The 12863-nt window shown below is 71.4% G+C and carries 13 protein-coding genes and 1 pseudogene; 8 read left to right on the forward strand and 6 right to left on the reverse strand.

What is annotated here, in order from left to right; translation table 11 throughout:
* Positions 1–18: 18 nt before the first annotated feature.
* The 3 genes and pseudogenes from I6J71_RS00780 to I6J71_RS00800 all read right to left on the reverse strand — a co-directional run bounded on the left by I6J71_RS00780 (position 19) and on the right by I6J71_RS00800 (position 2464).
* On the reverse strand, positions 19–501 hold the full coding sequence (locus I6J71_RS00780) for a carboxymuconolactone decarboxylase family protein (RefSeq protein ID WP_239154341.1): 483 nt from the start codon (positions 499–501) through the stop codon (positions 19–21).
* Between the two features lie 225 nt (positions 502–726).
* Positions 727–1895 (reverse strand): annotated as a pseudogene (locus I6J71_RS47415) (low temperature requirement protein A).
* Entirely contained in the window at positions 1892–2464 is a 573-nt protein-coding gene (locus tag I6J71_RS00800; protein WP_204092953.1) for a TetR family transcriptional regulator, read from the reverse strand. Before I6J71_RS00800 ends, I6J71_RS47415 begins: the two are co-directional and overlap by 4 nt.
* Positions 2465–2623: 159 nt before the next feature.
* Between I6J71_RS00800 and I6J71_RS00805 the strand changes: the two genes are divergently transcribed.
* The 4 genes from I6J71_RS00805 (at position 2624) to I6J71_RS00820 (ending at position 8260) form a co-directional block, all read left to right on the forward strand.
* The gene (locus I6J71_RS00805; RefSeq protein ID WP_239154342.1) at positions 2624–4921 is read left to right on the forward strand and encodes a penicillin acylase family protein; all 2298 of its coding nucleotides are present in this window, start codon (positions 2624–2626) and stop codon (positions 4919–4921) included.
* Positions 4922–4967: 46 nt separating this feature from the next.
* A complete protein-coding gene (locus I6J71_RS00810; RefSeq protein WP_204092955.1) occupies positions 4968–5894 on the forward strand; it encodes a polysaccharide deacetylase in 927 nt (308 codons plus the stop codon).
* Between the two features lie 129 nt (positions 5895–6023).
* A complete protein-coding gene (locus I6J71_RS00815; RefSeq protein ID WP_204092956.1) occupies positions 6024–7631 on the forward strand; it encodes a GAF domain-containing protein in 1608 nt (535 codons plus the stop codon).
* Positions 7601–8260: a response regulator transcription factor gene (locus I6J71_RS00820; RefSeq protein WP_239154343.1), complete on the forward strand. Its 660-nt coding sequence runs from the start codon at positions 7601–7603 to the stop codon at positions 8258–8260. Before I6J71_RS00815 ends, I6J71_RS00820 begins: the two co-directional genes overlap by 31 nt.
* A gap of 372 nt (positions 8261–8632) precedes the next feature.
* Here the strand turns inward: I6J71_RS00820 and I6J71_RS00825 are convergent, their stop codons facing one another.
* A complete protein-coding gene (locus I6J71_RS00825) occupies positions 8633–8863 on the reverse strand; it encodes a hypothetical protein (RefSeq protein ID WP_204092957.1) in 231 nt (76 codons plus the stop codon).
* 171 nt (positions 8864–9034) lie between these two features.
* Here I6J71_RS00825 and I6J71_RS00830 point away from each other — a divergent pair, with 171 nt between their 5' ends.
* Positions 9035–9586, forward strand: coding sequence for a hypothetical protein (locus I6J71_RS00830; RefSeq protein WP_204092958.1), 552 nt, complete (start codon positions 9035–9037; stop codon positions 9584–9586).
* On the opposite strand, the gene I6J71_RS00835 is transcribed toward I6J71_RS00830, so the two are convergent.
* Positions 9555–10376, reverse strand: coding sequence for an acyl-CoA thioesterase II (locus I6J71_RS00835; RefSeq protein ID WP_204092959.1), 822 nt, complete (start codon positions 10374–10376; stop codon positions 9555–9557). The genes I6J71_RS00830 and I6J71_RS00835 overlap by 32 nt on opposite strands.
* Before the next feature lie 21 nt (positions 10377–10397).
* Complete coding sequence (locus tag I6J71_RS00840; protein WP_204092960.1) at positions 10398–11135, reverse strand: alpha/beta fold hydrolase; 738 nt, start codon at positions 11133–11135, stop codon at positions 10398–10400.
* A gap of 48 nt (positions 11136–11183) precedes the next feature.
* Here I6J71_RS00840 and I6J71_RS00845 point away from each other — a divergent pair, with 48 nt between their 5' ends.
* From I6J71_RS00845 to I6J71_RS00855, 3 genes are all read left to right on the forward strand, one after another.
* Positions 11184–12455, forward strand: coding sequence for a cytochrome P450 (locus tag I6J71_RS00845; RefSeq protein ID WP_204092961.1), 1272 nt, complete (start codon positions 11184–11186; stop codon positions 12453–12455).
* 106 nt (positions 12456–12561) lie between these two features.
* A complete protein-coding gene (locus tag I6J71_RS50230; protein WP_370542266.1) occupies positions 12562–12678 on the forward strand; it encodes a hypothetical protein in 117 nt (38 codons plus the stop codon).
* A complete protein-coding gene (locus I6J71_RS00855) occupies positions 12675–12830 on the forward strand; it encodes a hypothetical protein (protein WP_239154344.1) in 156 nt (51 codons plus the stop codon). Before I6J71_RS50230 ends, I6J71_RS00855 begins: the two co-directional genes overlap by 4 nt.
* Positions 12831–12863: the final 33 nt, after the last annotated feature.

The following is a 12863-nucleotide window of genomic DNA, read 5'->3' on the forward strand; positions in this document are numbered from 1 at the left end:
GCGCCGTGCCCGGGCTGGTCAGGCGGAGACCGGCCGCCACTGCTCGGCGAGGGGCTTGCCCGGCAGCGGCTTGCCGAGCACTGCCAGGGGCACCAAGAAGGTGACCTGGCCGATCGCCATCGTCAGCGTGGCCAGCGCCTTGTCGTCGTAGTGCGTCGCCACCCGGGCGTAGAGCTCGTCGGAGACTCGCTCTCCGTGCGTCGAGGGCTGCAGCACGGCCTCCACCAGCGCGAGCGCCGCGCGCTCGGGCTCGGTGAAGTACGGCGCGTCCGGCCAGGTCGCGACGGCGGTGATCCGCTCCTCGGGCTCCCCGGTCCTGCGCAGGGTGCCGGTGTGCAGCACGGTCAGGTGGGTGTTGCCGACGATCTGACCCGCGCGCAGCTGCATCAGCGCGATTGTGGCCCGCGGCACCGAGCCGTTGCCGGTGACCTTGAACAACGCCGCCGTCAGCTCCCGCAGTTCGGGGATCAGGTCCAGCGGGTTGGGCAGCCGTGATTGCATGTTCTCCTCCATCACTTCGTGTTTCCCGGTGTCCGGAGCGATGACGGACCGCGGCACGGCGATGTGACCGCGACAATCGGCGCGCTGGTGGGACGCCGCGAACAGGCGAGCTTCAGCTGCTCCTGCTTCGTGCGAGCCGGAAAGCCGACCACGCCCGGGAACTTGCCGCCGGCACGGGCATCGAGCGACGCGAGCGCGCGCGACCAGTCGCGGTCGTGGTCGTCCTCAGTGGACTGAACCGCGGCCGGCCCGGTCGCGCACCGTGTCGCTCACCGCGACCGCCAGTACCACCAGCATGATCACGAACGACAGCACGAGCTGGGTCGCCACCAGGGAAGCCGGCACCAGTACAGCCAGCCCGCACAGGCCGGCGAGCCGCGAGACCACCCAGCGTCCCGAGACCGTCCGCTGGAAGAACAGGTGACCGGCGAGGAACAATCCCGGGCCCAGCAGGGAAACGGCCGCCGTGACGGGCGTGAGGTGGCGGTGCGGCTCGGCGATCGTCAGCTCGTCCGCGACCGCCGTGACGATGATGCCCGCGACCATCGGGATGTGCAGGTACGTGTACGCCGTGCGCCCGATTCACGCGGGGTCCGCGGACGCGGCGATCGCCTCCGCGCCGAAGTGGGCTGAGCGGTCGAAGTACGTCCACCACAGCGCCACGCACGTCAGGAAAGCGACGATCAGCGCCGCCACCGCGGACGCCGAGAAGCGCTGAGAGGCGAATGCCGTCCCGGTGACCACCACGGACTCGCCAGCGCAATGATCACGAACAGGTGGCAGCGTTCGGCCATGTGCGAACCGGTGATCACGCGGTCGGCCGTGCCGGACTTGCCGAGCCCCGGCACGTGGAATCCCGTGAGCGGCCCGACGTTGTCCACGATCACCGCGGCGAGCCACCGGAGGTCGCGCGCCGGACCGTCCACAGTGGCGCCCGCGAGCCACAGGGCACCGGAGGCGCAGAGCCACACGGTGATGCGCTGGAACGTCCGCCGCAGCGTCGCGTCGCGCCGGCTGCGCCACAGCGCGGCGAGCGTGCGGCCGATCTGCATCAGCACGTAGCCGCCCGCGAACCAGAACCCGCGATCGCCGAACGCGCCGGGCACGCCCGCGGCTGCGACGAGGCTGACGAGCATCGTGGCGATCAGCACGGCGCGCACCGGCAGGACTTCGGGGTCCAACCAGTTCGTCAGCCACGTCGAGTACATCCACGCCTGCCACACCGCGAGCAGCACGAGCGCCGCGTGGAACGCGCCGCGCCCGCTCAGGTCGCCCAGCAGCAGGTGGGAGATCTGCGTGACGGCGTAGACGTAGACGAGGTCGAAGAACAGCTCGACGAACGTGACCTCGGTGGCGTCCTCGGCCCGTGCCCGCAGGTAGCGAGAGGTGATCACGAGCGCGGCGCCGTGATGCGGCGGACGGCTTCCAGCAGCGCGGCCCGGTGCCGGCCCAGCCCGTCGCGGCCGAACGCGGTGATCAGCGCGGGTGGTGCGTCGAGCCAGCTCTCGGTGATCCGCAGGACCATCGCGAACAGGTCGGCCGCCGGCAGCCGGTCGTCCAGCCGTCCTTCGCGTTGCGCGCCCGCGACGGCCTCGATCGCTTCGCGGTAGCTGGTGATCTCGGCGCCGCTGTGGTGGATCCGCTCGAAGCGGCGCCACGCGGCCAGCCGCGCCGTCTCGGGATGGCTGCGCATGAAGTCGAACCGGGCAGCCTCGTACGCCTCGAGATCGCCGTCGACCAGCGGCGTCTCCTCGTGCAGCAGCCCGATCTGCCGCTGCAGCACGGCTTCGAACAGCTGGTCCTTGTCGCCGAAGTAGACGTACAGCAGCCGCTTGTTCGCGCCGGCCCGCTCGGCGATCCGGTCGATGCGTGCGCCGGCCAGGCCGTGGTCGGCGAACTCCGCCGTCGCCGCGGCCAGGAGCAGCTCTTTCGTGGCGCGGGAGTCGCGCGGTCGCTGGGGCACGCAGACCACGGCAGCCGAAGTAACCAACTTTTGATTTACATCTCCCGCTGCCCGAACGGGTAGTCATCCGCCACCCGCGCGGCCGCGAACTTCTGCCGACGCGGCGAGCGCCCTGGCTGTTTGACTGCAGCCACCTCGATGACGAGACGGGAGACAGTGGTGGCACCTGAACGAATGTCGCACACGCTGCCCGGGCTGACGGCGCCGGCCGAGATCGTGGTCGACCGCTGGGGCGTGCCCCACATCTACGCGGCGAGCACGTACGACGCCTTCCGCGTGCAGGGCTTCAACGCCGCTCGCGACCGGTTGTGGCAGATCGATTTCTGGCGCCGGCGCGGGCTGGGCCGGCTGGCCGAGGTCTTCGGCGCCGAACACGCCGAGCGCGACCGCGCGGCGCGGTTGTTCCTCTACCGCGGCGACATGCACCGCGAGTGGCTGGCGTACGGTTCGGACACGAAACGCGCGACGACGGCGTTCGTCGAAGGCGTCAACGCGTTCGTGGAGCTCACGCGCGGCAACCCCGAGCTGCTGCCCGCGGAGTTCCGGGAGCTGGGCTACGCGCCGGCGTTGTGGGACCCCGAAGACGTGGCGCGCATCCGCAGCCACGGCCTGTTCTACAACCTCCGCGAGGAGGTCGCCCGCGCCCGGACGCTGCGCGACCTGCCCGGGGACGTCGAAGAGCTGCGGCGCCGGCGTGAGCCGTGGCGGCCGGTCGAGGTCCCGGACGGCCTCGACCTCGCCGCGATCCCCGACGACGTGCTGCGCGTGTACGACCTGGCCACGACCGCGCCGGTGTTCGCGCCGGCGGCGCCGGACGATCCGCAGGGCGAGGTGCTGCCCGAAGGCAGCAACAACTGGGTCCTCGCCGGTTCGCGCACCCGCTCGGGCCGGCCGCTGCTGGCCAACGACCCGCACCGCGCGGCCGCCGCGTTGCCCGGCCTGCGCTACATCGCGCACCTCAACGCGCCGGGCCTCGACGTGATCGGCGGCGGTGAGCCGGCGTTGCCGGGCATCTCCATCGGCCACAACGGGCAGATCGCGTTCGGGCTCACGATCTTCGCGATCGACCAGGAAGACCTCTACGTCTACGAAACCGCTCCCGGCGATCCCACGAGCTACCGCTACGACGGCCGCTGGGAGCCGATGCGGCGCGTCACGGAGACGATCGCGGTGCGCGAGGGCGACCCGGTCGAGGTCGAGCTGCTCTTCACCCGCCACGGCCCGGTCGTGTACCAGGATCCGGACAAGCACACGGCGTACGCGGTGCGCGCGGCCTGGCTCGAGGCCGGCATGGCGCCCTACCTCGGCAGCATGGACTACATGCGCGCCCGCAACTGGGACGAGTTCTCGGCCGCGATGAACCGCTGGGGCGCGCCGCCGGAGAACCAGGTCTACGCCGACCCCTCGGGCCGCATCGCCTGGCAGACCGGTGGCCTCACCCCGATCCGGCCCAACTGGGACGGCACCCTGCCCGTCCCCGGCGACGGCCGCTACGAATGGGCCGGCTTCTACGACACCGACCAGCTGCCCGGCGCCCTCGACCCGGAAGCGGGATTCCTGGCCACGGCCAACGAGATGAACCTGCCGCCGGACTACCCGCCCGACCGGCACATCACCTACGACTGGTACGCGCCCTACCGCAAGCACCGCATCGACGAGATCCTCGCGCAAACCACCGACGCCACCCCGGCGAGCATGCTCGCCCTGCAGAGCGACTTCCTGTCCCTGCCCGCGCGCCGGATCGTCGCGCGGCTGCGCGAGCTGAGCGTGACCGTGGACGGGCTCGACCTGCTGACCGGCTGGGACGCCGTGCTCGCCCCCGACAGCGCGGCCGCCGCGCTGTTCGAGGTCTGGTACCGCCGGCACCTGCGGCCCGAGCTGCTGGCCCGGGCGCTGGAACCGCTGGTCGGCGGGGAGGCCGCCGCGACGGCCGCCCGTATCTCACCGGCCGAGGACCTCCTGGCCGACGCGCGCATCGACGTCGAACTGGTGGAGAACTCCGACGCCTTGGCCGAGATCGTCGCCAAGACCCTGCCCGCCGCCGTCGCCGAGCTGGAAGAGCTGCTGGGCGCCGACCGGCGCGCGTGGGAGTGGGGCCGGCTGCACGTGGCCCGCGCGCAGCACCCGCTCAAGGCGCTGCTGGGCAATCTCCCCGCGGACCGGCTCGCGACGGAACCGCTTCCGCGCGGCGGCAGCGGCGACACCGTCGGGAACACCGCCTACGGCCCGAACTTCGTGCAGACGGCCGGCGCGACGTTCCGGATCGTCGTCGACGTCGGCGAGTGGGACTCATCACTCGCCATGAACGCACCAGGCCAGTCCGGCCGGCTCGACGACCCGCACCTGACCGACCTGTTCGCCCCCTGGACCCGCGGCGAAGCCTTCCCCCTGCTCTACAGCCGCGAGCGGATCGACGCCGAGGCCGAAACCGTCATCGAGCTCAACCCGCCCGCCTGAACACCTGCTTTTCCCAGAACAGAGCCAAATAACACGAGGAGGACCCATGGGTCACCTGCAACTCCCACCCGGCAAGAAGATCGCCGTGAACCTCGGCACCGACTTCGACGCCCAGTCGCTGTGGCTGGGCGGTTTCAACCGGCCCAGCCCGTCGTTCATGTCGCGCGGTCAGTTCGGCGCCGAGGTCGGCGTGCCGCGGCTGCTGGAGCTCTACAAGCGCTTCGACATCACCACGACCTGGTTCACCCCGGGGCACTCCGTGGACACGTTCCCCGAGCAGTGCAAGGCGGTGCTGGAGGCGGGCCACGAGTTCGGCCACCACGGCTACTACCACGAGATCCCGCCGGGCATCGAACGCGACACCGAACGGCGGCTCGTGGACCTCGCGTTCGCCACATACAAGAACGTGCTCGGCATCCGCCCCACCGGCTACCGCTCGCCGTACTGGGACTACAGCGAGCACACCCTCGACATCATCGAGGAGTCCGGCTTCCGCTACGACACGAGCCTGATGGCGCGCGATCTCGTGCCCTACCACCCGCAGCGCTGGCAGATCAACTGGGAGAAGGGCAACGTCGCGGGCCCGGCCAGCTCCGTGCTGGAGATCCCGGTGAACTGGTACCTCGACGACTTCCCACCGCTCGCCTACACCGGGACGTCCACCGGCATGCAGGACACGGAGACGATCTTCCGCCGCTGGCGCGACATCTTCGACTACGCCTACGAACGCGTGCCGAACCCGGTGTTCGCCTCGTGCGTCCACCCGCAGATCATCGGCCAGGCGCACAACATGCTCTGGTACGAGAAGCTCATCGAGCACATCGTCTCCCGCGACGGCGTCTGGTTCGCCACCTGCGACGAGATCGCCCGCGCGTGGGTCGACGACGAGGAGGACGAACGCCTCATGGCCCTGCCCGAGGTCCGCGGCGTGGAGCCGGCTCCCGCCGACTCGAGCTGGGCGCGGCAGGCCTGACCCCTGCCTCCCGAAGCGTCGGCCCGGACCGGTCAAACCGCCGGTCCGGGCCGTCTCGCCGCCGCCGGAGCCGTGACGGTTCGCGGTTCGTGTGGGACGCTGGCGGGCGCGCAGAGAGGACGAACGCTCGTGGACTACCTCGTCGACGGTGGTGGTTTGCAGGCGATCGACGACGCCCTGCGCCCGATCCTCGACGAGATCCGGGAGCTGCTCGCGGCCGACGTCGGCCTCGTCGTGTACGAACCGCGCCGCAGCGGGCCGCCGCACGTCGTGCTGTCAGGCACCACCGGCTGGAGCGAGCGGTTCCTGCCGCACGAACCCGTGGTCGCCAACCAGCCGCTGCCGCGGCGTGAGCCGGGTTCGCTGGTGGAGCTGGAGATCCGGTCGAAGCTGCGCAACCACGCTGTACGGCTCGCGGCGTGCGTCGTGGTGCCGTGGCGCGACGCCCACGGCACGGGCGCGGTGGTCGTCGGCACGCTCGGCGCGCCCGTGTGCGATCCGGCGCAGCTGGCCGACGACGCGCTGCGCAACCACTACCGCACGACGATCGCGCGCGCTCTGCGCCAGGCGCGCCGTTCGGGCGCGCTGCAGCTGGGCCGTCAGCTGCGGGGTGCGGCGCGGCTGGTGGCCGAGGCCGCGGTGGACGGCCCGGACGTGCCGACCGTGCTGTCGGCGGTGCTGACGTCCGCGCGCGACCTGATGCGGTCGGAGGTCGCGTACCTGGCCGTGCCGGACGGCGGGCCGGGGACGTTCGTGTTCGACCAGGTACTGGGGATCCGGACGCCGGCGTTCCGGAGCCTGCGCGTGCAGCTGGGACAAGGCCTCGGCGGGCTCGCGCGCGAGCTGGGCCGGCCGATCCGGTCGGCCGACTATGCGGCCGACGCGCGGCTGCAGGCCGCGCCCGTGAGCGAGACGCGGGGCGAGGGCATCATCTCGGCGATGGCCGTGCCGGTGCTGGTGGGCCGGGAGATCGCCGCCGTGCTCTACGTCGGCGACCGGCGGATGCGCGCGTTCACGCCCGTCGACGAGGACCTGCTGGAGGAGTTCGCCGGACACGCCTCGCTGGGTCTGCGGCGGCGGCTGAGCGAAAGCCGCCGGCTGGCGACGGTGGAGCGGTCCGTGCGGGAACAGGTCGCGTACGACTTGCACGACTCCGTGGTCCGGGGGCTCGTCACGATCGGTTTCGAGGCCGAGCAGGCGGGGTTTTCCGCCACGGATCCCGAAACCGCGTCGCGGCTGGCGACGATCGCGCGGGCCGCCGAGGCGTGCATGGCGCGGCTGCGCGGGGAGCTGGGCACGCTCGTCGTCGGGTCGCACCCGGGCGTGGTGCGGGCTTCGGAGGTGCTGGAACGCATCGACGGTCTGCCGGACCGCGGTGTGCCGCGGGTGGTGGAGCTCGAGGGGGAAGACGTGCCGCTGGTGCGGGAAGTGGCCGACGCGCTGGTGCGCGTGGGCCGGGAAGCTGTGGCGAATGCCGAGCAGCACTCGGGTGGCTCCCGGCTGGCGGTGCGCGTGGCGACGACCACCGCGCGGGTGGTGAGCCTGCAGGTCACGGACAACGGCACGTTCGACGCCGCCGCGCTCACGCCGTCTTCGGGCCACTTCGGGATGCGCGCGATGCGTTCGGCCGTCGAGGAACTGGGCGGGCAGCTGACCGTGGCGGCCGCGCCGGGCCACGGCACCGTGGTCCACACGACGATCCCCGTGTGGCCCGCGCCCAGGACGGTGCCGTCGTGATCCGCTTCTGCGTCATCGACGACCACGAGGTCGTCCACGACGGCCTGCGCGCCATGGCCGACCGCGAACCGGATCTCGAGTTCCTCGGCGGCGCCACGACCGTCCCGGACGGCGAGCACCTCGTCGAGCGGGTCCACCCCGCCGTCGCCATCCTCGACCTCCGCATCGGCGAGCGCGACGGCGGCAACGGGATCGACCTGTGCCGCACGTTGCACTCGCGCTACCCGTCGATGTCAGTGGTGCTGTTCAGCGCGTACGGCAACGGGGAACTGCTCGCACAGGCCATCGCCGCGGGCGCTGCGGGCTACATGCTCAAGGAGACGTCCGTCGGCCGCGTGCCGGGCATCCTGCGGGAGATCACGACGAGCGGGAGCTGGTTCGAACCGCGCATTGCCAGCGAACTCCTGCAACGGCGCGCGGGCGGCTCCGCGCCGGGCGCCTTCAGCGCTCAGGAACTGGAGATCGTGCGCGGTATCAGCCGGGGTGAGAACAACCACGAGATCGGTGAACAGCTGCACATCAGCCCGCACACGGTGAAGTACCACATCGCGTCGATGCTGCGCCGCCACGAGGTGCACCGCCGGGCGGAACTGGTGCGGCTGGCTTCGGACCTGCATTTGCTGGAGTGAAACCGGATCGCTCGTGACGCAGCGGAGTTTGCCGGTGGTTTGCCTTGCCCGGCCGGGTTTCCCACGGCTGCAGATGGGTCGCGGCAGCGGATTCGTTCGCAGGCCAACCTTGCCGGCACGGAAACCGGCCCGGCGGGCTCCGGCGCTCACGCCGCCGCGCAGTTCATCTCCGCTGAGTCAAGCTCCGCGGAACGGCACCGCTTCGGACCAGGTAGCGGTGTTCTTCGCGAACTGGCAGGCAAGTGCCTGCGTCGGGCACCAACCCGTGATCCGGAACCGGTTCAGCCCAGCTCAGTGCCCTTGGACTGGACCTTCCCCTCAAGCCCGACCGGAAACCCTGTGTGGGCGAACCCCATCGAGGGTTTTCCGTACTCAGGAAGCCGCGGCCAAGCGCACCCGGCGGGTGCGCGCGTACGACACCAGCTCACGCACTTCGTCGGTCGTGATGATGCGCACGGCGTCGTCCAGGAGTTCGGCGGTGGCGACCTGCAGGGGCCAGCCCACCAGCCCCGGGGCGGGTTCGTGCCAGAACCACTGGCCCTGCGTCAGGTCCTCGGCAAAGACGGTGTCCTCGGCGAAGACGGTGATTTCGTCGGAAGTCATGCGCGAAGCCTATCGGCGCCCAGCGACAAAAAACGGTCCACCGTGGACCACCGCCGTGACCGGCGTTTTTTGCGAGCGGGCGCCCGCTGGCCTAGGCTGCGCCGAATCACCGGGAGTACCGCGGACCACCGCCGGCCCGGAAGGAGAACCGGAAGAACAGGAACAGGCGCCATGCCCCTGCTTGACTCCGGGTCGTACCGTGACGTCGACCTGCCGACGATCGTCCGCATGGAGCGGAGGCTGCCCTGGTTCGGGTGGCCGCACCTGCCGCTCGGCCTGCTGGTCTGCGTCGCCGCGATCCTGGCCGCCTACCGCGTGCCCGTGTCGTACCACACCACCACCGCGCTGGTCGCCGGCGGCGGCGTGCTCGGGGGCTTCTGCGGCTACGGCTGCGGCCTCGTGATGGTGAGCACACCCGACCTCGTCAAGACGGGCCGCCTGCGCTGGCGCCGCACGCGCGTGCTGCGCGGCCTGCTGCTCGCATTCGCCGCGTTGTCGGCGGCGTCGCTGGTCCTCGTCGCGGTGTGCCACCTCGTGCTGCTGGCCGGGGCGTCGGGCCTGCACCCGTTCACGCTTTCGCTGCAGGCCGCGATCTACCTCGTGCTGGCCGCGGTGAACACCGCGCTCGCGGTGCTCGAAACGCTGCAGCTGACGAAGGTCCTCAATGGAGTGTCCGTTGTGGACGACAAAGTCACCGGCGCCGCAGCAGGACTTCCTGCGTGACGGAAGCCACGAGCCGCCCGTCGGTGGTGTAGAACTCGCCGTGGGTGAGGCCGCGTTCGCTCGAGAAGCTGCGGCTCTCCATGTCGAACAGCAGCCACTCGTCGGCGCGGAACGGGCGGTGGAACCACACCGCGTGGTCGAGGGAAGTCAGGTGCGGCTTGCCCGGCTCGCCGCGGTGCGGCAGCGCGGCCGTGCCGGCCAAGCGGATGTCGGAGATGTAGGTGAGCGCGCACACGTGCGCCAGCGGGTTGTCGGGCAGCCGGCCCTTCGCGCGCACCCAGATGCGCTGGCGCGGCCCCGCGCCGAGGTCCGGCAGCCCGGCGGCCGGGTCGCTGATGAACCGCGCTTCGATCACCGACAGCATGATCGGCAGCTCGTCCTCGTCGCGCACCTCGACGTCGTCGGGCTGCGGCACCTCCGGCATGCGTGCCTGGTGCTCGCTGCTCTCGGCGGGCCGCTGGAACGAAGCCGACAGGCTGAAGATCGTCTCGCCGTTCTGGATCGCCGCCACGCGCCGCGTGGTGAAGGAGCCGCCGTCGCGCGTGCGCTCGACCTCGTAGACGATCGGCAGGTCCGTGCGGCCGCCGCGGATGAAGTAGCCGTGCAGCGAATGCACGCCGCGGTCCTCGGGCACGGTCGCGCCCGCCGCAGTGAGGGCCTGCGCCGCGACCTGGCCGCCGAACGCCCGCTGCGGTGAGCCCTCGTGGCTCGAACCGCGGAAGAGGTTGCGTTCGAGCGGTTCCAGCTTGAGGAGCTGGTCGATGCCGGGGTGCACGGGGTCGCTGATCACGCCGTCATCGTAAGTGACCGCTCAGCCGTCACGCTCGGTGAGCTTCGTCAACAACGGCAGCAGCGCGGCAGGGTCCTCGACGTGTGCGTTGTGCCCGAGTGCGGGCAACGTCACGGCGCCGGCCGCCAGTGCTCGCAGCTGTTCGGGCCGCGACATCGGGTCGTTCTCCCCGGCTGCCAGCACGACGGGACATCGGGCTTGCGCGAGCAGGCTCCGCACGTCCGGCGCACCCACGCCGAACGCCGCCGCGTCGAGCGAAAGCCGCCAGCCGTCCGGAGTTTCGACGACGCCGGCCGGATCCGCGGGCGCGATCCCCGTGAGGCCGGACACCTTCAGGTACGCGACTTCCGCGTCCTCGCGCGCCGGGAACAGCCGCGGCGCCCGGGCGGCCATCGCCGCGGCCCGGTCCAGCTCGGCTTCGCTCCACACCACCTTCACGCCGAGTGCCAGCACACCCGCGACGGCGAGCCCGTGCCGCCCGCTCGCCAGCTCCAGCGCGAGCACCCCACCCAGCGAATGCCCGACGACGACCACCGGCCCGGACTCGGCCAACCCGGCGGCCACCGCGGCCGCCATCGCCGGGAACGAGTACGCCGGCAGCGGCGCGGAACCACCGTGCCCGGGCAGGTCGGGGACCAGCAGCCGGTGGTCCAGCAGCTCGGCCAGGCCGTGCCACACCGCACCGGTCGCGCCGAGGCCGTGCAGCAGCAGCACGGCCGGTTCACCACGGCCGCCGGTGCGCAGCTTCAGGGTTTCCACCGGACGGATCCTCCCGCAGCCGGGGCTCGCGGGGCTAGGGTCGGGACCGTGTCGAGTGCCGTGATCGCCGATCCGGAGACCTACGTCGAGGGCGTGCCGTACGACCTGCTCGCGCGGCTGCGCCGCGAGACGCCGGTGACGCGCGTCGGCGACTTCTGGGCCGTGCTGCGCCACGCCGACGTGCGCCACGTGCTGCGCAACCCGGCCACGTTCTCGTCGCAGCTCGGCGGCACGCAGATCCGCGACCCGGCGACCCCCGAAGACCTGCGTTACGTGCGGCGGATGATGCTCAACATGGACCCGCCGGAGCACGGGCGCCTGCGCGGTCTGCTCACGAAGGCGTTCACCCCGCGCGCGGTCGGCCGGCTCACCGAGCGCATCGAGAACTGGGCCCACGACCTGGTCGCGGCCGTCGCCGGCCGCGGCGAATGCGACTTCGCCAAGGACGTGGCCGCCGACCTGCCGCTGCTCACGCTCGCCGAGGTGTTCGGCGTGCCGGAGCAGGACCGGCGGCTGATGTTCGACTGGAGCAACCGCGTGATCGGCTACCAGGACCCCGAATACGCGGTGAGCGCGACCGTCCGGCCCGAGGACGTCACGGACCTCGCCCGTGAAGCGCTGGCCGTCCGGCCGGAACCGGCCCCCGGCGGCGCGATGCCGGACCCGCGCACGCGCGCGGGCATGCCGGACCTCTACGCGTACGCGAACGCGCTCGGCGAGTACAAGCGCAGCCACCCCGGCGACGACGTGATGAGCAACCTCATGCGGCACGTCGACGACGACGGCGGCCGGGTGTCGATCGAGGAGTTCGAGAACCTCTTCTGGCTGTTTTCCGTGGCGGGCAACGAAACCCTGCGCAACGGCCTGCCCGGGGGGCTCGCGGCGCTCATCGCGCACCCGGACCAGTACCGCAAGCTCCTCGACGACCGGACCCTGCTGCCCGGCGCCGTGGAGGAGATGCTGCGCTGGTGGACGCCGGTCATGCACTTCCGCCGCACCGCCACCGAGGACACCCGGCTGTCCGATGTGGACATCAAAGCCGGTGACAAGGTCGTGGTCTGGTTCTCCTCCGCCAACCGCGACGAGACCGTGTTCGCCGACCCCGACGCCTTCGACGTCACGCGGGCGCCGAGCGAGCACCTGACGTTCGGCCACGGCCCGCACTTCTGCCTCGGCTCGCACCTCGCGCGCGTGCAGCTGCGGGCGCTCTTCGGGGCCGTCCTGGACCAGCTCGGCGAAGTCCGCCTCGCGGGCGAACCGCGGCGGCTGCGGTCGAACTTCCAGAACGGCCTCAAGAGCCTCCCCATCCGGTGGGGCTAGGGCGTGTCTGACAAAGGTTGTTGCTGGTGGCTGGGATGCTGCTGGTGTGTAGCGGTTTCAGTTGCTTTCGGATGAGCAGTGGGTGTTGATCGAGGACTTGCTTCCGGTGCGGACAGGTAAGCAGGGGCGGCCGTTTTCTGATGCGCGGGCGATGGTCGAGGGGATCATCTATCGGTATCGGCGATCCGTGAGTTTCTGCGCGCCCGCCGGATCACCGCCGTGATCCCCGAACCTGCCGACCAGATCGGGCACCGCAAGCGCCGTGGTTCCCGCGGTGGACAGCCACCGGCATTCGACTCGGCCGGCTACCGCGGCCGCAACGTCGTCGAACGCCACTTCAACCTGCTCAAACACTGGCGCGGCCTGGCCACCTGACCGCCACCGGTCCTGTTCTGGGTGTTCGCACCG

The organism is Amycolatopsis sp. FDAARGOS 1241 (genome assembly GCF_016889705.1).
Lineage (GTDB): Bacteria > Actinomycetota > Actinomycetes > Mycobacteriales > Pseudonocardiaceae > Amycolatopsis.